19 protein-coding genes and 2 pseudogenes are annotated in these 24,724 nt (G+C 37.8%); all 21 read right to left on the bottom strand.

Annotation, left to right across the window (positions count from 1 at the left end; all coding sequences use genetic code 11):
* Positions 1 to 624, bottom strand: coding sequence for an acetyltransferase (locus AC0UA9_RS09335; RefSeq protein ID WP_475659474.1), 624 nt, complete (start codon positions 622 to 624; stop codon positions 1 to 3).
* Positions 617 to 1,213: a sugar transferase gene (locus tag AC0UA9_RS09330; RefSeq protein ID WP_475659473.1), complete on the bottom strand. Its 597-nt coding sequence runs from the start codon at positions 1,211 to 1,213 to the stop codon at positions 617 to 619. The genes AC0UA9_RS09335 and AC0UA9_RS09330 overlap by 8 nt, the downstream gene beginning before the upstream one ends.
* Positions 1,213 to 2,427 (bottom strand): glycosyltransferase family 4 protein, encoded by a 1,215-nt coding sequence (locus tag AC0UA9_RS09325; RefSeq protein WP_475659472.1) that lies wholly within the window; start codon positions 2,425 to 2,427, stop codon positions 1,213 to 1,215. Before AC0UA9_RS09325 ends, AC0UA9_RS09330 begins: the two co-directional genes overlap by 1 nt.
* A gap of 2 nt (positions 2,428 to 2,429) precedes the next feature.
* Positions 2,430 to 4,244, bottom strand: a complete 1,815-nt coding sequence (locus AC0UA9_RS09320; RefSeq protein ID WP_475659471.1) for an alginate lyase family protein — start codon at positions 4,242 to 4,244, stop codon at positions 2,430 to 2,432.
* Complete coding sequence (locus AC0UA9_RS09315; RefSeq protein WP_475659470.1) at positions 4,241 to 6,382, bottom strand: bi-domain-containing oxidoreductase; 2,142 nt, start codon at positions 6,380 to 6,382, stop codon at positions 4,241 to 4,243. Before AC0UA9_RS09315 ends, AC0UA9_RS09320 begins: the two co-directional genes overlap by 4 nt.
* Positions 6,383 to 7,264, bottom strand: a complete 882-nt coding sequence (locus AC0UA9_RS09310; RefSeq protein WP_475659469.1) for a hypothetical protein — start codon at positions 7,262 to 7,264, stop codon at positions 6,383 to 6,385.
* A gap of 12 nt (positions 7,265 to 7,276) precedes the next feature.
* On the bottom strand, positions 7,277 to 8,152 hold the full coding sequence (locus tag AC0UA9_RS09305; RefSeq protein WP_475659468.1) for a glycosyltransferase family A protein: 876 nt from the start codon (positions 8,150 to 8,152) through the stop codon (positions 7,277 to 7,279).
* Positions 8,145 to 9,041 (bottom strand): hypothetical protein, encoded by an 897-nt coding sequence (locus AC0UA9_RS09300; protein WP_475659466.1) that lies wholly within the window; start codon positions 9,039 to 9,041, stop codon positions 8,145 to 8,147. The genes AC0UA9_RS09305 and AC0UA9_RS09300 overlap by 8 nt, the downstream gene beginning before the upstream one ends.
* Before the next feature lie 303 nt (positions 9,042 to 9,344).
* Positions 9,345 to 10,598 carry an O-antigen translocase gene (locus tag AC0UA9_RS09295; protein WP_475659465.1) on the bottom strand — a complete coding sequence of 418 codons (1,254 nt, stop codon included), beginning with the start codon at positions 10,596 to 10,598 and terminating at the stop codon, positions 9,345 to 9,347.
* On the bottom strand, positions 10,595 to 11,695 hold the full coding sequence (locus tag AC0UA9_RS09290; protein ID WP_475659464.1) for a DegT/DnrJ/EryC1/StrS family aminotransferase: 1,101 nt from the start codon (positions 11,693 to 11,695) through the stop codon (positions 10,595 to 10,597). The genes AC0UA9_RS09295 and AC0UA9_RS09290 overlap by 4 nt, the downstream gene beginning before the upstream one ends.
* 5 nt (positions 11,696 to 11,700) lie before the next feature.
* Positions 11,701 to 11,871: pseudogene (locus AC0UA9_RS09285) on the bottom strand (DapH/DapD/GlmU-related protein); the annotation flags it as partial.
* Positions 11,872 to 11,913: 42 nt separating this feature from the next.
* Positions 11,914 to 12,129 (bottom strand): annotated as a pseudogene (locus AC0UA9_RS09280) (LbetaH domain-containing protein); the annotation flags it as partial.
* 1 nt (position 12,130) lies between these two features.
* Positions 12,131 to 12,538 carry a sugar 3,4-ketoisomerase gene (locus AC0UA9_RS09275; RefSeq protein WP_475659462.1) on the bottom strand — a complete coding sequence of 136 codons (408 nt, stop codon included), beginning with the start codon at positions 12,536 to 12,538 and terminating at the stop codon, positions 12,131 to 12,133.
* A gap of 2 nt (positions 12,539 to 12,540) precedes the next feature.
* Positions 12,541 to 13,482 carry a glucose-1-phosphate thymidylyltransferase RfbA gene (rfbA, locus tag AC0UA9_RS09270; protein WP_475659461.1) on the bottom strand — a complete coding sequence of 314 codons (942 nt, stop codon included), beginning with the start codon at positions 13,480 to 13,482 and terminating at the stop codon, positions 12,541 to 12,543.
* 52 nt (positions 13,483 to 13,534) lie between these two features.
* Entirely contained in the window at positions 13,535 to 13,903 is a 369-nt protein-coding gene (locus AC0UA9_RS09265) for a four helix bundle protein (RefSeq protein WP_475659459.1), read from the bottom strand.
* Positions 13,904 to 13,975: 72 nt separating this feature from the next.
* The gene (locus AC0UA9_RS09260; protein ID WP_475659458.1) at positions 13,976 to 15,181 is read right to left on the bottom strand and encodes a dTDP-glucose 4,6-dehydratase; all 1,206 of its coding nucleotides are present in this window, start codon (positions 15,179 to 15,181) and stop codon (positions 13,976 to 13,978) included.
* Positions 15,182 to 16,447: a UDP-N-acetyl-D-mannosamine dehydrogenase gene (gene wecC / locus AC0UA9_RS09255; RefSeq protein ID WP_475659457.1), complete on the bottom strand. Its 1,266-nt coding sequence runs from the start codon at positions 16,445 to 16,447 to the stop codon at positions 15,182 to 15,184.
* Between the two features lie 92 nt (positions 16,448 to 16,539).
* On the bottom strand, positions 16,540 to 17,658 hold the full coding sequence (wecB, locus tag AC0UA9_RS09250) for a non-hydrolyzing UDP-N-acetylglucosamine 2-epimerase (protein ID WP_475659454.1): 1,119 nt from the start codon (positions 17,656 to 17,658) through the stop codon (positions 16,540 to 16,542).
* Between the two features lie 331 nt (positions 17,659 to 17,989).
* Positions 17,990 to 18,949 (bottom strand): Wzz/FepE/Etk N-terminal domain-containing protein, encoded by a 960-nt coding sequence (locus AC0UA9_RS09245; RefSeq protein WP_475659452.1) that lies wholly within the window; start codon positions 18,947 to 18,949, stop codon positions 17,990 to 17,992.
* 56 nt (positions 18,950 to 19,005) lie between these two features.
* Positions 19,006 to 21,714: an SLBB domain-containing protein gene (locus tag AC0UA9_RS09240; RefSeq protein ID WP_475659451.1), complete on the bottom strand. Its 2,709-nt coding sequence runs from the start codon at positions 21,712 to 21,714 to the stop codon at positions 19,006 to 19,008.
* 24 nt (positions 21,715 to 21,738) lie between these two features.
* Positions 21,739 to 23,199: a capsule assembly Wzi family protein gene (locus AC0UA9_RS09235; protein ID WP_475659449.1), complete on the bottom strand. Its 1,461-nt coding sequence runs from the start codon at positions 23,197 to 23,199 to the stop codon at positions 21,739 to 21,741.
* Between the last annotated feature and the right edge of the window lie 1,525 nt (positions 23,200 to 24,724).

Here is a 24,724-nt window from a genome sequence, read left to right as displayed (position 1 = left end):
TTAATCCTTTACAACTTTTGCAGGTACACCAACCACGGTTACACCTGCTGAGATATCATTTACAACGACACTGCCCGCACCTATAAGTACATCAGCGCCAATATTTATTAATTGACGAACACTTGAACCAATACCTACCCAAGTGCGTTCACCAATGCTACTACCACCCGCTAAAGCGGCATTAGGGCACACATGAACAAAATCGGCAAGTTTACAGTCGTGTTCTACCACGGCATTAGAGTTAATAATACAGCTTTCGCCAATAGAAGAAAAAGCATTAATAACCGCGCCAGCCATTACAACACTGCCATGTTTTATTTGAGCATATTTGCTAACACTTGCCGTAGGATGAATTAATGTAGGAGTACTTATATCTGCTTGCTGTAATTTAGCCGTGATAGCTTGACGAATATTAGCGTTACCTATGGCAACAACAGCACCATCAAAGTTTGCTTTGTTTATCATTAATTCATTAAAAGTTCCTGCAACAAGCCAATGTTCTACCGTAGAAACTTTTGGATAAGCATCGTCAAAAAAGGTCACTTGATAACCAAGTATTTCTGCAAGTTCGGCAATAACTTTACCGTGACCACTAGCACCAATAACTGCGAGTTTTTTATTCACTTGGTGTACCCTTGAATGGCTCAATAGTTACATGACCATCAGCGCTAATACCTTCACGGACAAACACTTTTTTTACCGTTAACAATAAAATTTTAAAATCTAACCATAAACTTTGATTATCTACATACCAAACATCAAATTTAAATTTGTCTTCCCAGCTAATTGCGTTACGGCCATTAACTTGCGCCCAACCAGTAATACCTGGACGTACATTATGACGGCGTGCTTGTTCTTTATTGTAAAGCGGTAAGTATTGAACGAGTAACGGACGAGGTCCCACTAAACTCATATCGCCTTTAATAACATTAAACAACCCTGGTAACTCATCCAAGCTTGCTGAGCGTAAAAAACCACCAAAAGCAGTCATTCGTTGATCGTCTGGTAATTGAACACCATTTTTATCAACCGCATCAAGCATGGAACGAAATTTCATCATTTTAAAGGTTTTACCATTAAGCCCTGGGCGTTCTTGGGTAAACAAAATAGGTGAGCCTAATTTTAAACGAACTAATATCGCGGTAATAATAATTACAGGTAATAATATTAAAAACGCCAATAAGCTAACGATAAGATCAAAAATACGTTTCATTATTTTACACCTGTAACCCAAGTAACCCACTTATCAGCTAGGTTATGTCGTTTAAAATCACGTTTAGCTAAGTCTTGCGCTCTTTGACCCATAGCTGGTAATAATTGTTTATTATCAGCTGCATTTTCTAATGCATCAGCAAAAGCTTTTGCATTATCTGGATCAATGGCATAACCACATTCGTTATCATTAATCATACCTGCTAACCAACCTGGGTAATTATTTAAAACAGGTAAGCCTGCAGAGATATAATCAAAAAATTTATTCGGCGATGTACCATAATAAAAAGCAGGTATATTCGCCAATAATTGCATACCAATATCAGCACCCTTCATTAGCTCAGCTAATTTACTTTTATTCACAGGAGGGTGGAAAATAACATTATCAAGATCTTCAAGTTTAGCTCTTGCTTGCAAGCTCTCTTTTAACTTACCTTGTCCTACTAAAACCAACTTTACATCATCCCTACCACGAATTTTAAGCTCTTTAGCAGCATTTAGTGCTGCATCTAATCCATTAGCTTGACCATGTGTACCAGTGAATACTGCCATTAAATCAGTATCAGCTACTCCATCAGGTCGCCACGGTGTAACATCTTCTGCAAATATATTTAAATCACAACCATTAGGTACAATTTCAACTTTACTTGCTTTTACACCACGCTTTTTAATTCCTTCAACAATACCGGGTGACAAACCAATACAGCGATGGGCTGAACGATATGAGCACCATTCCAACGCTGACATAGCAGCTAACACTAAAGGGTTTTTAATAACGCCCATCGCTTTTGGCAATTCTGGCCATAAATCTCGTACTTCAAAAACAAATGGTTTACCCCTTAACCAACGAGCAAAAATACCAGGTATACCTGCAGTTAGAGGAGTTGTCGTTGCAAAAACCACATCATATTTATATGTTAGTGCGATACCAATACTTTTAAGCGCAAACTTTAAAAAAGTTCCTGCTCGCTTGATTAACCCATCAGCATTAGAATAAGCTAAATCAAATTCAATAATATGAATACCATCAACTATTCCTTCTCGGCGACCTTTTACAAACTCTGGAGATAAACCTGTTTCACCACCACCATAACTACCACAGACCATAGTAACCTGATGCCCATGTTTTAATAAACGCTGCGCCATTTCGTATGAACGAATACCTGTAGAGCCGCTAGGAGTAGAGAAATGCTGGTGAAAATATAAAACATGCATAATTAAAATTGTACTTCCGTGGTAAGTGTTCCAGACTTGTTAACTTCTATTTCAAGTACTGGTATTTCTGATTCTTGGTAATAATAACGAGACTCAAAACCTTTAATTAGTTCTATACGCTTAATACTAATATCTGCTGAAACATTAATACGACATAACTCACTAACAAGAGTATTATCAACTAATGTCCAGTTAGCGGGAGCCAGTCTGTATCGCAATATAGCTTTTTGTTTAAAGCCAGTAATTGTATCTGTTATTGTTAATAGATTCGGCTGTAAAGAAACATCACGTATATGCTCACAACCAAAGCGATCTTTATAGCCAGCAGCAATTTCTTGTTTATCACCTGATATTTCAAGTGGCTTTTTACTAGTTGTTTTTAACCAGTCGCCCAATAAAAATCGGCTTAACCGAGGCATTTGATCGTGTGAATCAAATTCAATAGTATTATGGCTTTTTACACCACCATAATAATCAATATATTTTTGACCTGCATTATAGCTAAATGTCCCGCCATCCCTAAATATATTTTGACCATTCAGCCAAAAATCAACATGTAATGCGTCACATTGGCTTGGTCTAAATTTAAATTTTGGATAATTAAAATATAACGTTGCATTAGAAGCAGTTATAAAAGTATAACCACTATCAACAAAATCTATTGAAGCTTTATTAGTAAGGCTCTTAGTAGGTGTTTTCAGTACTAACCATTTCAGTGGTACATTAAAGTCACCAGCAAAGTCATATGCGACTTTATCATGAAACAATACACTTGCGAGCTGAACACTAGGTCTAAAGTCTCTATAGTCAGTACCCGTTAGAGGAATTAAACGCGCGCCATCATTAGCACCAAGGTTTGGAGCATCACCTGTAATACTATCAGTAAAATAGAATAGCCAATTAGTCGCGGCTTTTAGTTTTCTATATAATTGTTGACTAAATAATCTTAACTTATGCTTTTGTCGCCAAACTTCAACTAGGCTGTAAGTATCTAACATAACTCGATGATAAGTTACTGAATACTGGCTAAAACCACCATCATCTTCAATTAACTTTTTAGCCCTATTTTCAAGCCACTTTAAGCCTTGCTTCTTCCATTTAGCACCATCCTTGTCGCCATTTAACTCAAGCCAAGAACCACCAATATAAAGTGCCGCAGCTTCTGAGGTACCATGGTTATTATCTTGAGCAACTGCATACATAATTGTTGGCGATATACGTTTCAAATGCGCTTTTATGAGACTCAGTAATGCGGGGCTAGTGGCTTGTGTTTGCTGTAACAAAAACGACGCTAATGCCAAATGCATAACCCTAATAGAAGCTTCTTGCCCGCACTTCCAATTAACACCATTATAAGTAGGATTTTTATCAACCCAATCAGCTAGCCAAGTATTAATATTAACAAGACCATCTTTATCACCACTAACTGCTTGTTGAGCAAAACCAATCAACCAATCAAATCGTGAAGCTTCCCATACGCCTTTAATATCACCCAACTGGTTATTAAAGTCGCCTATCAAATACCAAGGTTTATCTGAAGGAGCTAACTCACCATTCAAACAGCTTTCATGCCAATTAGGCAACGCTAAATCGGCCTTTTCAAGACCAAAGTATGTATGTTTATTAACCCACTGTAAATTAACTTTAGAATTGACTAAAGCACCATGATAAGGAGTAAAGAAATCACCTGACTGAATATCACTCTTAATCGTTTTCACTTTATTAAGACCAATTTTCAAACCTAACTGATATAAAAAGACTCGAATTAGGTTTGGCAAACCTAATTCGAGTGCTGTTTTTAGTTTAATTAAACTCATTTTTGAACGCGCAACTGCTCTGCAATATCAATAGTTATTTTGGCAACTTCAAATAATTCATTCGCTGGTATTGGTGCTTCATCACCTTGTTTTACTGAATTAATGAAAGCAGCAGAACAAGCATTTTGACCCTTATCTTGCTTCCACAAATTAAGCTTTTTAAATCCTTTCCAACCAAAACCTTTTAATTTAATAAAGTTATCTAACTGCAAAGTACCGCCTGCAGCAAATACTTCTACACGCTCTTTAGGGAAACTAGCTGCACCATTTGCTAAATAATGAATAGTGCCAAATGAACCATCAGCAAAGCCAAGAATAATAGCAGCTTTATCTTCTGTTACCTCTACAGTATCGGTATCACCCATTCTACGAGCTTGTACACTAACTATTTCACTACCTGCAAGGTAACGCATTAAATCAATAAAGTGACAGGCTTCACCAATAATACGACCACCGCCTGCGTTAATATCTTGTGTCCAGTGATCTGCAGGTATATTTCCTGCATTCATCGTCATAATAAAAGACTTGGGTTCCTTGATTGGATCCAGTAGTTCTTTCATTTTTTGGATTTGTGGAGAGAAACGACGGTTAAAACCTACCATCAATTTAAGCGCTTTCTCAGCTTTGATCGCTTCTTCATAAGCAGCTTCAACAGCGTCTAATTCTTCATGCGTTATAGCTAACGGTTTTTCAACAAAAACATTTTTACCCGCTTTTAACGCTTGTTGAACAAAGTAAGCGTGGCTATTGTGTTGTGTAACAATCGCAATGGTATTAATACTCGGGTTTTCAATCATGGCCTGAGTATCAGTGGTAGCTTCAGCAAAGCCAGCCTTTTCACCATGCGTAACACCGTTAATGCCACCAGAGGTAGAAATACTATGGAACTGTGCACCAGCCTCTTTAAAAGCTGGAATTAGCATACGCGAGGCATAATTACCTGCCCCAATAAAACCGACAACAGGCTTATTTGCCTGATAATTTGGTGTAGCCGTTAATTTAATCGTTTTTTCATGACGACTTGTTACATCAGATCCAAACTGCAATAAAATACCTAAGGCACTTTTATCAGTGGTCAATAAATCATAAGCGTCACTCGCATTTTCAAATTTAAAACGATGGGTAATGAGTGGTTTAACATTTATTTGGCCGCCCGACATCATATCGAGTATGGCTTCAAAATTTCGCTGCTCTGTCCAACGAACAAAGGCTAATGGATAATCATTGCCTTGCTCTTCATAGCTAGGATCATAACGACCGGGGCCATAAGAACATGAAACTTGAAAAGTTAATTCTTTTTCATAAAAATCTGCTCGGCTCAGCTCTAAACCAATCACACCAACTAAAATAATACGGCCTCGTTTACGGCTCATTCTAGCTGCTTGAGTAACTGGATCATTAGACTTAGTTGATGCTGTAATAATAACGCCATCAACACCAACACCTCGACTAAATGCCATACCTGCAGCAACAGGATCTTCACCTTTACCTGGATTACAAGTTTCTGCGCCAAACTGCTTTGCTAAATCAAGTTTAGATTGATCAAAATCAATGGCTAATACTCGACAACCTTGTGCTCTAAGCATTTGAACTGTTAATAAACCAATTAAACCAACACCTGTTACAACAAAACATTCACCCATAGTAGGGTTAGCTAAACGAATACCTTGTAAGCCGATACTCGCAACAACGGTAAATGATGCTTCTTCATCACTCACGTTATCTGGAATTTTAGCCACTAAGTTCTTAGCAACACGCACTACGTCTGCATGTGGGCCATTTGATACAACACGATCGCCAACTTTAAAACTTTCTGAACCTTTGCCTACACTTTCAACAACACCAACATTGCAATAACCTAATGGTAATGGTTGAGCTAACTTTGACTTAACGGCATCAATGGTGGTCATCACACCATCAGTTTGCATTTTCTCAAGCACCATTTTCACTTTATCTGGTTGTGCACGTGCTTTATCAATTAAGTTGGCTTTACCAAAGTCAACCAACATTCTTTCTGTACCAGCTGAAATTAGCGTAGTAGTGGTATTTATTAATACATTATTTTTTGTGATTTGCGGGGCTGGGGCTTCAACAATGGCCGAGCCTCCTTTAGCCATGTCTTGGAGTATTTGTTTCATTTATATCTCATTTATTATTTTAAACAATGCATCATTATTTTCATATGAATACAACATACACTCATCTGGTCGAAACGCGGTCTCTGATGCTATTACTTTACAACCAAAATATATCGCTTCTCTAACACTAACACTATCGCCATCATAAGGTGTTAATCGCAAAAAAATAGGGCTAAATTTAAATAGAGGCCATAACTCTTTTTGGCCAGTTAATAGAAAGAGTCTATTTTCTTTAAGTAAAACATCCATATTCTTTTTTGTAGTATCTGAAAAAGATTCCGGCTGATAAACTCCAATAGCCAATAATAAATTCATACTTTTATTTTTCATTGCTGCCGTTATAGATGTTTCGAGCCCATAAAGATCTGTATTACCATATTCTACATATTTCCATGCAGAATTAATAAAAACGTTATTATGGTTCATAAAATCAACAAGCCCCGGAGGATATGATTTTAAAATCATACCCTCCTTGCTTTCATCTGGAGGTATAAAAGGGGATATAACTTCAGTCTTGATGCCAGGTGAGTAAAAGTTCGCGAGCTGCTTATTAACAACATTTACTCGCTTACAGTATTTCAAAATGAATAATAGATAGCGCTTTTTCATGCCTGAATAATGACGTGATGCATTGTGGTCTATGAATACAGTTCGTGATATTTTTCCTGTTAAGAGCATAATCAGAACTACATAAAAATTTAAACTATTGACTTCGTATAAGTCACTTTTATCAAAAAGAAGTCTGATGATGAATGCTTTTTTAGATAGATCTATCTTGTTGGTATTAGAAAAAGAAAGTAAATAACTGTACCGTCTTTTTGTATAAATACTCACACCACCTATAGGCGGTGGGAAACGACCAACAATACACCGAATAGTCATGTGGGACTCCCGTTAATGCTTAACTAGCAATTTAATTAAAAAAATATGCTTTAATAGTTTTATGAGATCTATAGTCGCACCAGATGAAATAGCTCGAAGTAAAAGAATAAACAGAGAAGAAATATCTTTTCTAGATATATTCATTTGAATCTGAGTAAGAAGAATTGCACGCTTAACAACTTTATCATTTAAAAAGGTAGTATTTTCTAAAAGTTTTATTTTTTCACTATAAATTAATGCTCTATCTGCAGATGTGTTATTCCCATGTAAACGTGAGTATGAAAGTATATTATTTAAAACAATAATATTTTCATATTTGCTCATATATTTCAGAATCACATCATAATCTTCGAGTTTTGTATCAGGATTGTATCCTCCTAGGCTTTTTAACAACTGTGTATCCCAAACTAAATTTATTGCGGGGATGTTAGACCGAGAAAATAAAAAATCTTTTAAATTATAAGTTATATACCCATTTTCTTTTGAATATAACTCTTTTTTTATATCGAAATCCTGTTTAAAAGGAAGACTCATTGCACTCGTACATTTAAGGTTGCTTTTTAACATAAATGGAACTTGAATCATTAACTTATTAATACCCCAAATATCATCTGATGCAATAGCACAAAAAAATTTCCCTCGTGCTAACTTTAGCGCTAAGTTCAACGTGGAAGAAATACCCTCATTTTCTTTTATTAAAAATTTAAAGTTATATATTTTCTTTAATTTATTTATTTTAATAAAACCATTATCTGTTGAACCGTCATCTATAACAATCAACTCAAAATCTTTAAAGTCCTGCTGCATTATAGAATGTATGCAAGTTTCAATGAAATCAGAGTGATTAAAATATGGTACTACAATAGTAACCAATGGTTTCTCAATCATCACGCTGTACCTCTAAGGTTTTGCAACCAGCTAAGTAAATAAAAAATATTGCAGGTGTAATTATGTACGGTCTCTGATAAAGGGATAAGCAAAAGACACAACAAAAGACAATTAAATACCAAGATTTTTCCTTTTTATATGAAGAGATAAAAATATAGAAATGAAAAACAAAAAATATAATCACCCCCAATATACCAACATCATAAATAATAGACTTGTAAGACGAGCTCCCATCTAATACTTTAGTGGCAGAGTATACTCCTCTACCTAAAAAGATATCTTTACTATTTAAAAAGTTCTCATAAGCAACTTCGAAGCTATCACTTGTCCTATTATCCTGTATACCTGTATCACTAGAAAGTCTATTTGCAACAAAAGAATCAAAAAATGATGTATTAAAGATTAAGATAGAAAGCATTAATAACATTATAGAACTTTTAACTCCTGCTCTTAATATATTTAATAATAGCGCTGCTGTAACTATAATAAAAAATGCTAGGGACTGACTTAAAACCCCAGAAAGGAAAACAATAAGATTCATCCAATTCAATTTAAACTTTTTAATACAAAGTAATAATGCAGACAGTGTTCCCCAAAGTCCTGGCTCATTAAATGGCCCCATCAATCGACTAACACACCCCGAGCCCGTGCAATGAGTAGTAGCATTCATCCAGTTCGAAAAAACGTTACTATAGTATATTACATTATTACTTGCTTTTATTTCCTCGGTTGTTCTCAAAAAAATCATATTTTCGATTTTAATTAAACCAAAAAACAACAAAAACCAGGTGATCACCGAAAATAAAGCAAAAAAACAGAAGATATTATAAAAAAACAAAAAGGCTGAAACGATTATCTTATCTGGTAATAAAAGTAAAAAAAATGTCATAGAGGACAAAGCTACAAATAAAATTAAATAAGATATGTTACTAATATAAAAAAATAAAACAAAAATGCAATAAATCAACCAGCACGTATATATGTAGATTGCATGATTAAACCTAAATTCAACAAGATTTATTGAAAGTACTAATATTAATAAAAAACAGACGAGTTGAATGGCACCTGAACTTAACCAAATAAAAGAAGGAGAAAATAAAATGAGTATAAAAAACGCTAATATTTTCTCATATTGTAAAGAAAAAGACATAATGTACCAAAATAAAAAATAGTTAGTTTAACATGTAAACAATTAAGTTTTATCAAAAAAACAATTCTTCGTAAGAAAAAAGACTAAGACAAGGTATAGCAAATAATTAACTGCAAAAGCGTATGTAATGCCAATTATACCGTAGTTATTTGTAAATAATATTGCTAACAAAACAAAACTGCATGTTGCTAATATTTCTGAAATCATAAAAGATTTAGTCATAGCTTTAGCTAACATCACATAACTTAATAGCCATGATGTTATTTTAAGCACATCGCCAACTAACTGCCATAAAAACAACTCTCGCATTGGCTGAAAATCTTCACTGAAAAGTATTAATATTATAAAATCTTTTAAAGCAAACATACTAATGGCTAATAAGCTAACAACGGGTAATATTATCTTATAACCACGAAGTAGCTCTTCTCGTAATTCCCTTTTATTATTAATTTCAGAAAGCCGTGGTAAATAATAAATACTTAATGATGTGGTTATAACCATTAAATACATTGATGAAATATACCAAATGGCTTGCCAATAACCTGCTGCTTCCCAACCAAATGATTCGCCTAAATGATTTCGAATAATTAAATGTGAAACAGGCCCTAGAATAGCTGCAGTTATACTCATTAAGGCATACTTGCCAAGCTTACTTGCAAATATTTTATTAAATTTAGCTTTAAAGTGCTGTAATTTAATAACGGGATGGTTTCTTAATTTCCATAATACAAAAACAAATACTACAGACTGATTTGTAACAAGAGCAAGTAATGCGCCCTTTAAGCCAAAAAAGTAAATCAACGCCGTTGTAAATATTAAACTATAAATACTTTGTGTAATATTAATACCAATAAAGGTTGGCACTTCTTTCAAACCATTAACTATAGATAACAGCAGAGAATTTAATGTATAAAAAAGAATGGTGAAACCAAGTGTTATAAATATATAGCTATAGGCACTATCCTTTAAAAAATTAGTTGCTGCATAGCTTGAAAATATAATTAATAATAAACCAACAACTACTGAGCAGGTAACGCTTATTTTAAACGCTGTACTAAATAATATTGGTAGCTCTTCACTGTCTGCTCCGATTTCCGCTGTATATTTAGTAACGCCCGCATTTATAGCACCTTGCGAAGCTGTCATAGCCAATTGCAACATATTTTGAAATTGGCCAATTACAGCAAGTCCACTTGGCCCAATATATAATGCGACCGCTTTATTAATGACCAAGGCCGCTAACAACTTTACCACTGTTGCAATAAAGCTCATTAGTGAGGTTTTTATTAATGTCATTTGTAGTTATTGATTACTGAAATAATCTTTTCTACCGCTGAATTTTCAATTACTGGGCTAATAGGCAAACTCAATACTTGTTGATGTAGTTTTTCAGATAGAGGAAAAACATTATTGTTCCATTCTTTATATGCACCTTGTTTATGAGGCGCTGTAGGGTAATGAATTAACGTTTCTATACCATTATCTGCTAAATAACTTGCTAACTTTGCACGGCAGTCTGTTTTGATGACAAATAAGTGCCAAACATGGGAATTTATATCACCAACTACCGGTAGCTCAATTAATGGGTTATTAATCTCTGTTAGATATTTTTGTGCGACGGTTTGGCGAGCTTTTATCTCGTTATCAAGATGCTTTAACTTAACACTTAACATGGCAGCCTGAATTTCATCCATTCTGCTGTTTACACCTTTCAGTTTGTGCTCATAACGTTTAGCGGAACCATAATTACCTAACGCTTTAATTGTTTCAGCTAGCTCTTCATCATTGGTTGTCACAGCGCCGGCATCACCTAAAGCGCCTAAATTTTTACCCGGGTAAAAACTAAATGCACCAGCGTGCCCCCAACTACCAGCTTTTTTTCCATTGATAGCTGCGCCATGTGCTTGTGCGCAATCTTCTAATACCAACAAGTCATTTTCTTGCGCTATTTTCATAAGCGCTGGCATAGATGATATTTGACCGTAAAGGTGCACAGGTAATATCGCTCTAGTTTTTGGCGTGATTGCTTGTTTAACAGTATTTGGACATAGGTTAAATGTTGACTCATTAGGCTCAACTAATATAGGTGTTAAGTTGTTTTCGGTAATCGCTAATATAGATGCAATATAAGTATTAGCTTGAACGATCACTTCATCACCATCTTGGAGTTTTCCAAGCTCTTTCCATGCTCTAAGTGTTAACGTTAACGCATCTAAACCATTAGCAACGCCTACACAATAATCAGTAACACAATAGGCTGAAAATTCTTTTTCAAAGGTATTGAGTTCATTACCGTTCAAATACCAGCCCGAGTCGATGACTCTTGAACAGGCCGCTTTTAGCTCTTCTTGGTATTGAGCATTTATTTCTTGTAAATTTAAAAAGGGGATCATGTGTTTATCTCTTTTGCTGGATTACCAATCACCGTTGTGTGAGGGGCTACATTTTTAGTAACTACCGCTCCAGCGCCAACCATAGCGCCTTCGCCAATGGTTATTCCAGGTAAAATAGTCGCATTAGCACCAATAGAAGCATTTTTAGCGACTGAAGTTTTTAAAAAACTAGTCAGGTACTGCTTTGAACGAGGCTTTATATCATTGGTAAAGGTAACATTAGGGCCAATAAAAACATCGTCTTCTATCGTTATACCGTCCCATACTTGTACACCACTTTTAATAGTCACATTGTTACCAATAACAACATCATTTTCTATAAAACAATGCGAGCAAATATTACAGTTACTACCAATTACAGCACCGGCTAGCACAACGCAAAATTGCCAAATATTAGTTTGTTCGCCAATATTAACTGATTGCACGTCAGTCATTTTATGAATCATTTTTCACTGTCTCTATAAATTCATCATAGTTACGAATATAGTCTGATTCATCGTAGTGCTCACTCGCCAAAACAAGTAATACACAGTCATCACTAAAATCATGCATTTCTCGCCATACCATGTCTTCTATCAAAACACCTTTAGTGGCAGAGTCTAACCATACACTTTCTTTTGTATTCCCATCATCAAGGAACATTCGGCATTTACCTGTTATGCATACTGCTACTTGTTTTAACTGCTTATGTGCGTGAAAACCTCGCGCAACATCTTGCTCAGTACCAAAAATGTAATACACTCGTTTAATATCAAATGGTATGTTTTTGTTACTTTCAAGGGCGACTAATCCGCCTCGTTCATCACCTAAAGACGGAAAGTCAATTAACTTAATTAAGCTCATCGTTAATCCTTAATTATTTCTAATAAATACTGCCCGTAGCTATTTTTAATAAATGGTTGAGCTAATGTTTCTACTTGCTGTTTTGTTAACCAACCATTATTAAAACCAATTTCTTCTAAACACGCGATTTTGTAACCTTGGCGCTTTTCAATGGTTTCAACAAACTGCGCTGCTTCAAGCAAACTCTCGTGTGTGCCGGTATCTAGCCAGGCAAAACCACGGCCAAGCATTTCAACATTAAGCTTATTTTGCTTTAAATACATTTCATTAAGGCAAGTAATTTCTAATTCACCACGGTGAGAAGGCTCTACTTGTTTCGCTAATTCAACGACTGAGTTATCGTAAAAATATAGCCCTGTTACTGCATAATGTGACTTAGGTTTTGTTGGCTTTTCTTCTATCGAAATAGCTTTTTGGTTTTGGTCAAATTCAACCACGCCAAAACGTTCAGGATCTTTTACTTGATAGCCAAAGACCGTAGCACCGTTGCCGTTTTTCGCGTTTTCAACTGCATGTTTTAGCTTAGGGGTAAAACCTTGGCCATAAAATATATTATCGCCCAGCACTAAACATACATTGTCATTACCAATAAAGTCTTCGCCTAAAATAAAGGCTTGCGCTAAACCATCAGGGCTAGGTTGTACTGTGTAACTCAATTCAATACCAAACTGTGAACCGTCCCCTAATAAACGTTTAAATGAATCACTATCTTCAGGTGTAGTAATAATTAATATTTCACGAATACCCGCTAGCATTAACACTGACAACGGATAATAAATCATCGGCTTATCATAAATAGGTAATAACTGCTTTGAAACACCCATGGTTATGGGGTAAAGGCGCGTGCCTGAGCCGCCAGCCAACACAATACCCTTGGTATTGTTTAATGGTGAATTGTTAATGTTTAGTGTTGAATTACTGCTATTGGTTGTTGAGTTGGCCATATCCATACTTTTTGTTTTGTTTATATTTTAATTAAAAATTAATAACTTAAACTTAAACATTCTCCCCTAACTGTGAGGTTTTTACAATGCTGGTGAGTAACTTTGCTAGCTCGTTGCTTTCGTCTAACAAAGTTTCTACATACCGCTCTGTAGCGTCTAAATAATCTGTTTTAATGAGTAATTTAATCCAATATTGTGTTTCGCGTGCCTCTTTACTCGCAATACTCATTTTTGCGATAAAGTCAGCTTTACTCTGCCCTGCTTGTGCTTCATTAACATTTGCGCCAATTGAAGTACCTGAACGAAGTAACTGTTTTGATAATACAAATTCTTTATGTTCTTTAACTAAATACTTATACAGCTTCACAATACGAATAGAGAATTGGAAACTTTTATCTAGTATTGCATTTTGCTTTGACATATACGCTCCTTGTATATTATTAACTACCCGTTTTATGCTGTTAATTAAAAATTAAAGATTCAAAATTTAAAATTATAACGCGCCTAATCTTTCTCGTTGATACGATCCGTCTTGTACGTTTTTACACCATTCTTGGTTGTTTAAATACCATTGTACGGTTTTACGTAAACCGGTTTCAAAGGTTTCTTCTGGTGTCCAACCTAGTTCTTTTTGCATTTTAGCTGAGTCGATGGCATAACGGCGATCATGGCCTGGGCGATCAGCTACATGTGTGATGAGTGAAGAGTAAGTAGTTAAGTGCCTACCCTCTTTACACTTTACACCTAGCGCTTCACATGATGTTAATTCATCTAAAATTTCACAGATGGTTTGCACTACTTCTAGGTTGGTTTTTTCGTTATGACCACCAATATTATAGGTTTCGCCAATTTTACCTTCAGTGGCTACTTTGTATAAAGCACGGGCGTGGTCTTCTACGTATAACCAATCGCGAATTTGATCACCTTTACCGTAAATAGGTAAGTCTTTGCCTTCAAGTGCATTTAAAATAACTAAAGGGATTAACTTTTCCGGGAAGTGATAAGGGCCGTAGTTATTTGAGCAGTTAGTAATAAGCGTTGGGAAGCCATAAGTTCTAAGCCATGCGCGCACTAAGTGATCTGAGCTCGCTTTACTGGCAGAGTATGGGCTACTTGGCGCATACGATGTTTCTTCGGTAAACATTGGCAACGGGTTGCCAATGTTTAATGGTGAATTTTTAATGTTTAATTGATTGGTGTCATCATCTTTTAATTCAGCATTCAAACTTGAACATTCATCATTATTAATATCACCATTGTTAATATCACTTGGGTGCGGTAAATCACCATATACTTCATCGGTTGATATATGATGAAATTTAAATGCTTGTTTAGGGCTTTGTTCAAGGGTATTCCAATACTCACGTGCTGCTTCTAATAGGTTGTAAGTACCGACAATATTGGTTTGTATAAACTCGGCAGGCCCGGTAATTGAGCGATCAACATGGCTTTCTGCTGCTAAATGCATAACTACATTGGGTTTGTGTGTTTTAAAGACACGGTCTAGTTCTGTGCGATCACAAATATCGACTTGCTCAAAAACATAACGCGCATTCGTTGCTACTGAGTTAAGTGATTCTAAATTACCTGCATACGTTAACTTATCAAGGTTAATAACAGTATCAGCAGTATTTTCGATAATATGGCGAATAACCGCAGAGCCAATAAAGCCTGCGCCGCCTGTGACTAAAATTTTCATTTACCAAATACCTTTTGTATCTATTAAATGTTCTGTTTTAAAATTAGTATTTTTAAATTCTTTATGATCTACCAACAAAAGATGAATGTGTGCATTTTTTTTAGCGTTGTCGAACGTTGATAAATGTAAAGCTTTTAGTTGACTTGGTAGCGCATTAATGTTTGGCTCTACGGCTATTACGTTACCTGAATGCATTACTGCTATTTGTTTAGTAATGTTTAATGCTGGGCTTTCACGCAAGTCGTCTATATCAGGCTTAAACGCTAGTCCATAACAAGCAATGGTAACATCTTTAGCGGTTTTAGTTGGGTTAGCTTGTAAAAAATCAGCAATCGCTAGCTTAACTTTATTAATAACCCAATCTGGTTTTGCATCATTTACTTTACGTGCTGTGTGGATGATTTGTGCTTCTTTTGGTGTTTTACTGACAATGAACCAAGGATCAACTGCAATACAATGGCCGCCAACACCAGGGCCTGGCTGTAAAATATTTATACGTGGATGACGATTTGCTAGTGAAATAAGCTCCCAAACATCAATATCTAACTTATCACATATAATTGAAAGTTCATTGGCAAAGGCAATTTGTACATCTCGGCATGAGTTTTCAGTTAATTTTGCCATTTCTGCAGTACGAGCATTAGTTATTACGCATTCGCCCTGAACAAACGCTTTGTATAGTGCTACTGCGCGTGCCGAACATTGTTTGGACATTCCGCCTATAACACGATCATTTTCAACCAATTCTCGTACTACATGGCCGGGTAACACTCGCTCTGGGCAATGTGCAACATTTATATCGGCTGTTTCGCCTGCTTGCTGCGGAAAACTCAAATCAGTTCTTACTTCAGCAAGCCATTGCGCCATTTGTTCTGTTGCGCCAACAGGTGAAGTAGACTCAAGTATGACTAAGTCACCTTTTTTTAATACAGGTGCAATGGCTTTAGCTGCAGACTTAATATACGCTAGATCAGGTTCTGGAATATCACCTTCTTTGCAAGGCTTAAACGGTGTTGGTACAGCAATTAAAAAGGCATCTGCAGGCTCTGGTTTTGTTGTTGCTTTTAAATAACCTTCGGTAACTGCTGCATGAACAATCATATCTAAGTCGGGTTCAACAATATGTATTTCACCACGGTTAATGGTGTCTACTGTACTTTTATTAACATCAACGCCAATCACCTTTTTTTTACGTGAAGCAAACATTGCGGCGGTTGGTAAACCGATATAACCTAAACCTACTACTGAAATTGTGTTAAATGACATTCTAATCCTTGCTGATCTTTGGGAGTTGCGCCCTAAACGGCACTACTTTTATCACTGTATTTATTTTTAACTCTGTTTACTATATTTGCTTATTATTGTTGAGCTAAGGCATCACAAATACGCTTACATGCCTGGCCATCACCGTATGGATTGTGCGCACGACTCATTTTTTTATAAGCATTGTCATCAGCAAGTAACTCGTTAAGCGAGCTAGTTATTTTATTAACTTCTGTACCAACTAGCTTAACTGTACCTGCTTCAACCGCTTCTGGGCGCTCTGTTGTATCTCGCATTACCAATACAGGCTTACCTAAGCTTGGTGCTTCTTCTTGAATACCACCTGAGTCAGTTAAAATAATATGCGAGCGATTCATTAGGTAAACAAACGGTAAGTATTGTTGTGGCTCTATAAGGTGCACGTTATCAACATCCTTTAAGATACGGTTCACTGGCTCTTGCACGTTAGGGTTTAGGTGAACTGGGTACAAAATTTGACAATCAGGATGGGCTTTAGCGGTTATGGCTAATGCTTCGCAAATTCGCTCAAAACCACCACCGAAACTTTCACGACGGTGGCCAGTGACTAAAATAAGCTTTTTACTTTCGTCAAGCATTGGGAATTTGGCTGCCAATGAATCACTTAGCTCTTGATCGTTTTCAATTTGTTGTTTAACCAAAAGTAAGGCGTCGATAACTGTATTACCGGTAACTGATATATGCTCTGGTGCATAATTTTCTTTGAGTAAATTAGCTTTAGAGTTTTCTGTTGGTGCAAAATGGAATGTTGACAATGAGCCAGTAAGTTTTCTATTACCTTCTTCTGGCCAAGGCGAATAAATATTTCCCGTTCTTAGGCCTGCTTCAACATGACCTACTGCAATTTGCTCATAATAAGCTGCTAGGCTTGCTGCAAAAGTTGTTGCTGTATCACCATGAACAAGTACTACGTCTGGTTTGAATTCTTTTAATATGGGGGTGAGCTCAAGAATTATGCGGCTGGTTATTTCAGGAAGTGTTTGTCCTGCTTTCATTATATTCAAATCGTATTCTGGGGTGATTTTGAATAAATCTAACACTTGGTCTAACATTTCACGATGCTGCGCTGTTACACATACCTTTGCTTCAAAACGATTATCATTTGCTAATGCGTGCACAAGGGGAGCCATTTTTATAGCTTCTGGGCGTGTGCCAAATACTGATAATACTTTCACTTTATTTCTCAACTTATATTTATTAATTGATTTTTTCTCTATTGTAGTAATTGTGCGAATAAATTCGCACCGTTACGAGCAGATCCTGAATCGAGTTCAGGAAGACGCGTAAAACTACTAATTAAACATTAACCATTAAAAATTCAACATTAACCATTACCAAAATCCAGATCCTGAATCGAGTTCAGGAAGACAAAAACAGCAGTTCACGGTGGCGAAACCACCCATTCAGGATGACTTAGCTCGTTGCGTTCTATATAAGGTAAAACACGAATTTTTATTAATCGTTGAATTACCTTAAAACCTTTGTCGGCATAAATACCGACCTACATTAAGTAAATGCTTTTCTTACGAGTACAAAGGCTACGCCTAGCATGCCACCGAGCATAAAACCTAAAATACAAATTAATGCCCGTTTGGGTTTGCTTTTTTCTTCGGGTATTACTGCTGGGTCTACTACTTTAAAGGCAAATTCGTCTTGTACTTCGGCTAACATTTTATTTTTAATTTGGTCTTCAATTAACTGATAAAACACACTTTGCATATCGGCAATTGATGTTGTGGTTAACTGTTGTCTTAAGTAGGTAATATTACGCGTTGTTTCTTGTAATTCTTTTTCTTTCATTACCTGGTTTAAATCACTGATTAACAGCGTTAGCCATTTTTGCGCCAGTATCGGCGATAAAAACTCGACCGTTACCGTGACTAAGGCGGTTTCTTTGTCTTGCGCTACTGAAATGATACTGGAAAATTCTTTATAAAGCTCCCAATCACTGGGCTCGGGTAATTGTCCGTCTTTAACTTCACGGGTCCAAGTTTGGCTGTCAGCATTGTAAATATCGCTATTTAAGCTTAATTCGCCGGTGTTTTTATTAAAGCCTTCGCCGGCAAAAATTAGCGGTTTAAGCTGGTATTTATTAGCAAAGGTGGTTTGAAAATCGCGTGATTTTAATACTGCCATCGCTAACTGGGTTTTATCGCCACTTTTACCGCCAATATTCACTCCGGCTAAGGCAGCTAAGCCACCTAATTGCCCTAAACCCACACCGCCACCTTCACCTGAGGTGGGTGACAGTAACACTTGCGCTTTATAATAGTTAGGTTGGCTTAGCGCGTAAAAAACCGCGGCAACACTAAAGACTAAGGTAAATAATAAAATGACCCATTTACCTTGCCAAATAGCGCTAAATAATTCGCGCAGGTCTATTTCGTCATCGCTATTGCCCGCTTGCTGCTGGAACATGTCTGGCGATAAGTAAATTGGCTGTGTATTTTTTTGCTCTGTTGTCATGTTATTTGCAAAGTTACCTTTGCCCTACCCGTTATTTATTTAGTTGTTTTATGTCACTATTTAATTGCAGCCCAAGCGACGCCAATTTGATATAACACTTGCGTTGCTGACGTTAATACGCTCATGCCGTCTACGTAGTCGGTGTCCATAGGCACTACAATAGTGTCGCCTGGCATCAATTGTTCAGTGCCGCGGTTAAACCAGTAGCTGTTGTCTGGTAGCATGACTGAGCCATTGGCTCTAATGACGTAAATACGGTCGGTGTCGGCTTGTTTTTTAGCGCCGCCGGTGGCGTTAATGTAGTCTTGCACTGTCATATTGTTGTCGTAAATTAACGAGGTTGGCATTTGAATATGCCCCATTACAGTGACTATATTACGCAGTGGCGGTATGTAAAGCTTGTCGCCATTTTCTAGCACAATGTTTTGGCTTTTATTGCCTTCTAATACTTGGTTTAGGTTTATTACCATACGGCCAACGGGTTTTGTTACGCCTAGCTTGTCTACAACGTCCATCGCCCCAGAAGCGGGTGATGCTTGTTGTAATGGGTTATTTGCTGATTGACGCCTAAAGGCTAATGTTGACACTTCTTGGCGCAGTTGTTCATGTAAAAAACGTAGTTTTTGTGCTTCTTGTTCACGTAGGCTTTCACGTGAAAAAATACTGCCTTGTGGGTAAGCATATTCAGTTAAGCCACCTGCACGTGTAATAATGTCGAGTAGGGTTTCTCCGCGTTTAAAGGTATAACGGCCGGGAAATAATACTTCACCGCCTAGTTCAATGCTTAAGTCTTCACGCCATTCGGGTTTAGAAAACACGTTAATGCGATCTTTACTGATCAGGGTAATTTGTTGTGCCTGTGCTGTTTGCCCTTGTGCTGGCTCGCCTAGTATTTTGCTTAGGTTAATATCACGGTGCACAATGTTACTTTGCCCGTTTTGCTCAACAATACGGCTCATTTCTGCGCGTGCTAAATGGGCAGACTCTTTCATACCGCCCGCAGCAGAAATTAAATCGGTTAAGTTTTGGTTTATTGCTAACGGGTAAACCCCTGGGAATTTAACCGCGCCACGAATTTCTACAATTTGCACTGGGTTAGTAACACTTGCTTGGGCTTTAAGTTGGGCAATAATAGGCTCTAGTAATGTGGTACGGATTTCTTGTGCGCCGCGCTCTAAACGGGTTTTATTGTCAAGATCATCTATTTTTAGCTGGCCCGCTTGCTCGTTGCTTACGAGGTCTTCACTGCTAATACTGCCGAGTTCAGTTTGGGCTACTTTGGCTAAACGTTGGTTTGCTTCATTGGCTTGAGTGTTATCGTTTTCAGTGGTTAAGTTTTCACGTGAGTTAACGGTGTGACGGCGCATAGCCTCTAAACGGCTTTCGGTGTTACCTATTGCTTGTGTTGAACGTTCAAGGTTACGGCCTAGGTCTTTGTTTAATACTATGATTTGGTCACGCTTTTGCAGTAATAAATCATCCGCGCTTTTAGGTGCCGCTAGGGCGTTGGCGAGGTTAAATTGGTGTACTTCAATATACCCTTGGCTATTAATTTCACGTACAACTAAGCCGTAGTTGTAGTCTGTTTCTGGGGTTAAGTTTTGTTTGTTTTCCCCAATAATGTCAGTTAAGCGCAAGCCTTGCTGCCAGTTATAAGCACCGGGGCGTTTTACTGCACCTAATAAGGCAACGGCATTGTTAAAGTTGCTTGGTACTTTGCTTACTTTAATGCTGTCGCCCGCCATTACGGTAAAGTTACGGCCAGTTGCTTGGTTCATATTAATGTTAAATATGTCGGTGCCAAACTCACTAGCGCGGGCAAGGTTAATTTGTTGGCTAAACGCGCGCTCGGTAAAGCCGCCTGCAGTGGCAATTACTTGCAACATTGAGGTAGGGCCTTTTAGCTCGTATATTGCACGGCGGCGTACTTCACCGTCTACCACTATGGTTGCGCCACGTGGTGGAATAAAGAGTGTATCGCCATCACGCAGGCGAATATCGTCTTGGGTGTTGCCTTTAAGTAATAGGTCGTATAAGTCAATTTCACGCACTAAGGAATTATCACGCTTTACTTGAATGCGGCGCAATGAACCTAAAGTGTCAATACCACCAGCCGCTCTTAAGGCTTGGGTTACGGTAGCAAGCGAGCTGAGTACGTAGGTGCCAGGTTTGTAAGCTTCACCCAAAACAAATACTTGCATTGTGCGCAGTTTGGCTAAACTTACTGTAACTTCTACGCCAATTATTTTACTTTTGATAAAAGCCGTTAAGCCGTGTTTTACTTGGTCGAAAGTATCGCCTGCGACCATGTATGGCCCTAAACGTGGAATGTCGATACTACCGTCTCGTTTAATTTTAAAGCTGTAATTACTGTTTTCTTTACCAAATATTTGAATGTAAAGTTCATCGCCTGGGCCCATCATGTAATCGGCGGGGGCTGGGATATCACCTAAGGGGGCCATGCTGGTTGGCTCGCCGGCAAACAGATCATAACCAAATAAGGTTAGTTCTTGTGTTGTTTTAGTGGTTACTTGGCGCTTGCCTATAGTAGGCGCTACGGTGGCTTCTTCCTTGCTGGTACCTTGGCTTTGCAGTGTGCTAGTGTCAATACCGTATTGTGCAGCTAACGCTTCTTGCTGTGACTTAGGCAACGACTGAAATTGCGCTATTTGCGCTGCGGTTGGCGAAGCTGCTTGCGCATAAGTTGACAATGCTACGCTTGATATTAGCAAAGCGACTAATTTTATTTTTTTAGAGATGTCCATGTAATTCCACTTGTTCATAGTCAGTTAAAAACGATAATTCCAGCTAGTCGCTAGTTGAATATTGTCTGTTTGCCAATTGGCGTTGCTCATTGACACTTGTATACTAATTTGGCCATTAAGTAAGGGCGCTTGGTATTCACTGCTAACGCGATGGTGCGATTGCTGATAAGCTTCCTTATGGTAAAAAATGTTAAACCTTTGATTACTTTGAAGTTGTACATAAGCACCAATGGAAAGTTGCTTTGACAAACTGCTTAGCTGATAAATTTCTCGGTATTTTAAACGATTTTCAGCAACACTGCTTGTAGTATTGTTGGAAACATTGCTTAACGCGGTTAAATAATTATTGAGCTTGATGTTATCAGCCAGCGTATTATGGCGGTATTCTACTACCAAGCGCACTTGGGCTTTATATAATTGGCTTTGTGTTTCAAAGCCGGTGATGTTTGTGCCTTTTTGGCCACTGTTATCGCTTAATAAGTGTTGCGTATAAAGGCCACTATACCAGTTATTATAACTGGGTAAGGATACTCTGCCTTCTATTATAAACTGGTTATTGTTGCTATTGTTTTGAGCTAACACATCATACCAAAGCCACTGTTGTTCAAGCTGGTCTGTTTTGCCTTGATAATGAATATAACTGGCCGCTATGCTAACAGGTTGTGCGAGCGTTAGGTTTATTCGCCCTGCCCATTTCTTTTGGTATGGCGAGCTTTTACTCACATCACTTACGCCAGCCTCTAGGTGCAAGCCGTTAAGTTTACCATTATTATAGCCGTTGTAACTAAGATAAAACGACGGCGCTGGGCGCGATAAATAGGGTTGCGCTAAATTAGACTGCCAACTAGCGCCCCACCACTTGTAAATACTGCCTAGTGTAAAGTCGATACTGCCGGTGGTGTAAGCTAAATAAGAGCCGTCTAAATTAAGGTCAGCTTCATCGTTTTGCCCGGTGAACTGCGCCGATGACGCACTAAGTGTTTGTGGTTCGCCATTTGTTTGGCTAATACTTTGCAAATAGTGGTGCTGCGGCAGTTGCGTTATTGCTTGATAAAAAGGCTGAGTATATAACTGGCCGTGTCTTTGGCCGTAATTAACGTTAAGCCGTGCAGCTATATGTTTAAAAGTAGCACTGTAAGCAGCACTTGTTTGCCATTTGTTAGTATTGTACTGGCCAAAACTGCTTGGCGATGGTTTATTCGCCGCCGACAGTTTAACTTGTTTATTACCACGACCTATTTGTGCGCCTTCTAGGGTATATTTTACATGGCGGTAAGCGGTTTTCACATGGTTGGGGTAGTTATTCAGTTTTACGTTTTTTAGCTCATGAGCAATCACATGCCAAGGTAATGGATACGTTTGTACTGGCGCTTGAATGATACCTGCATCAACCAGCAGGAGTAAGTTTGATCTTAAATAAGCGTCATCTGCTTCAACCCACGGTGTTGCATAACTAGCAAGTGAGTAAATAGCTAATACTATCACTAGGCATGTTTTATAAAAGTGGGAGAAAACGAGCGGCATATTGTTTTACGTACGTCCTGATAAATTATCGCAATCAATTGCTACGGTAAGGTTGAAAACATCATTTGTTAAGCGTTTAGTGCAAAGTAGTTTTTATGAAATATGACAGATAAAAGACTATCAAATAAAAACGGGGTGAATAATGCCACAACTGTGCTAATTTAACAAATAGAAAACCACCTTTTATTATCAATTTTGCCGTTGACTCTTTGTTTTTTTAAATCAAGTGTACTGAAGTAAATATATTGTAAAAACAAGCAATGAAAATAAGCTGAAATACTAGATCCTGAATCGAGTTCAGGAAGACGAAAAAACCGACAAAACCTAGATCCTGAATCAAGTTCAGGAAGACGAGAAAACCGACAAAACCTAGATCCTGAATCGAGTTCTGGAAGACGCGGTGAGCACTAACGAATTAAACATTAAGCATTTAAAATTCACCATTACCCCCCTAGCCTCGTCATTCCGTTGGTCGCCCCGCCCCGTCATTCCGTAGGTCGCTTAATACGGAATCTCGTTTCTTTGTTGTGAAGGGCTAGGTACTAGGAAGAGAAAAACCTAGATCCTGAATCAAGTTCAGGAAGACGAGAAAAAACAAACGACAAAAGACTAGATCCTGAATCGAGTTCAGGAAGACGAGACAAAAACAAACGACAAAAGACCAGATCCTGAATCGAGTTCAGGAAGACGAGAAAAAACAAACGACAAAAGATCAGATCCTGAATCGAGTTCAGGAAGACGAGATAAAAAAACGACAAAAGATCAGATCCTGAATCGAGTTCAGGAAGACGAAAAAACAAACGACAAAAGACTAGATCCTGAATCAAGTTCAGGAAGACGCTCCGGTGCTCGTCATTCCGTTGGTCACCCCGCCCCGTCATTCCGTTGGTCGCCCCGCCCCGTCATTCCGTAGGTCGCCCCGCCCCGTCATTCCGTAGGTCGCTTAATACGGAATCTCATGGCTTTGTTGTAAAAGGTTAAGGGTAAAGCGTTAAGGGCAAAAACCTAGGTCCTGAATCAAGTTCAGGAAGACGAAAAAACAAACGACAAAAGACTAGATCCTGAATCGAGTTCAGGAAGACGCTTCGGTGCTCGTCATTACGTAGGTCGCTTAATACGGAATCTCATGGCTTTGCAATTGTGTGGGTATTTTTGAAGTTTCTACAAATATGTGGTCGGCCGTGAAGGGTTGGTACCTTCGAATAGCTTGGATTAGCTGGTTAAAAGCCTTGGCTTTGCAATTGTGTGGGTGTTTTTGAAGTTTCTACAAATATGTGGTCGGCCGTGGAGGATTCGAACCTTCGAATAGCTTGGATTAGCTGGTTAAAAGCCTTGGCTTTTCTTTGAAAGTATAATCATTTTCTACAAATATGTGGTCGGCCGTGAAGGGTTGGTACCTTCGAATAGCTTGGATTAGCTGGTTAAAAGCCTTGGCTTTGCAATTGTGTGGGTGTTTTTGAAGTTTCTACAAATATGTGGTCGGCCG

The sequence above is a fragment of the Colwellia sp. F1 genome (assembly GCF_056238625.1).
Note: the sequence above shows the minus strand (reverse complement) of the source record. Positions and strands in the feature narration are given on the sequence as shown.

Excerpts from the sequence above, each read along its gene's own strand:
- AC0UA9_RS09330 (WP_475659473.1), bottom strand. The coding sequence starts at position 1,213 with ATGAAACGTATTTTTGATCTTATCGTTAGCTTATTGGCGTTTTTAATA.
- AC0UA9_RS09325 (WP_475659472.1), bottom strand. The coding sequence starts at position 2,427 with ATGCATGTTTTATATTTTCACCAGCATTTCTCTACTCCTAGCGGCTCT.
- AC0UA9_RS09320 (WP_475659471.1), bottom strand. The coding sequence starts at position 4,244 with ATGAGTTTAATTAAACTAAAAACAGCACTCGAATTAGGTTTGCCAAAC.
- AC0UA9_RS09315 (WP_475659470.1), bottom strand. The coding sequence starts at position 6,382 with ATGAAACAAATACTCCAAGACATGGCTAAAGGAGGCTCGGCCATTGTT.
- AC0UA9_RS09310 (WP_475659469.1), bottom strand. The coding sequence starts at position 7,264 with ATGACTATTCGGTGTATTGTTGGTCGTTTCCCACCGCCTATAGGTGGT.
- AC0UA9_RS09305 (WP_475659468.1), bottom strand. The coding sequence starts at position 8,152 with ATGATTGAGAAACCATTGGTTACTATTGTAGTACCATATTTTAATCAC.
- AC0UA9_RS09300 (WP_475659466.1), bottom strand. The coding sequence starts at position 9,041 with ATGACATTTTTTTTACTTTTATTACCAGATAAGATAATCGTTTCAGCC.
- AC0UA9_RS09295 (WP_475659465.1), bottom strand. The coding sequence starts at position 10,598 with ATGACATTAATAAAAACCTCACTAATGAGCTTTATTGCAACAGTGGTA.
- AC0UA9_RS09290 (WP_475659464.1), bottom strand. The coding sequence starts at position 11,695 with ATGATCCCCTTTTTAAATTTACAAGAAATAAATGCTCAATACCAAGAA.
- AC0UA9_RS09275 (WP_475659462.1), bottom strand. The coding sequence starts at position 12,538 with ATGAGCTTAATTAAGTTAATTGACTTTCCGTCTTTAGGTGATGAACGA.
- rfbA (WP_475659461.1), bottom strand. The coding sequence starts at position 13,482 with ATGGCCAACTCAACAACCAATAGCAGTAATTCAACACTAAACATTAAC.
- AC0UA9_RS09265 (WP_475659459.1), bottom strand. The coding sequence starts at position 13,903 with ATGTCAAAGCAAAATGCAATACTAGATAAAAGTTTCCAATTCTCTATT.
- AC0UA9_RS09260 (WP_475659458.1), bottom strand. The coding sequence starts at position 15,181 with ATGAAAATTTTAGTCACAGGCGGCGCAGGCTTTATTGGCTCTGCGGTT.
- wecC (WP_475659457.1), bottom strand. The coding sequence starts at position 16,447 with ATGTCATTTAACACAATTTCAGTAGTAGGTTTAGGTTATATCGGTTTA.
- AC0UA9_RS09245 (WP_475659452.1), bottom strand. The coding sequence starts at position 18,949 with ATGACAACAGAGCAAAAAAATACACAGCCAATTTACTTATCGCCAGAC.
- AC0UA9_RS09240 (WP_475659451.1), bottom strand. The coding sequence starts at position 21,714 with ATGGACATCTCTAAAAAAATAAAATTAGTCGCTTTGCTAATATCAAGC.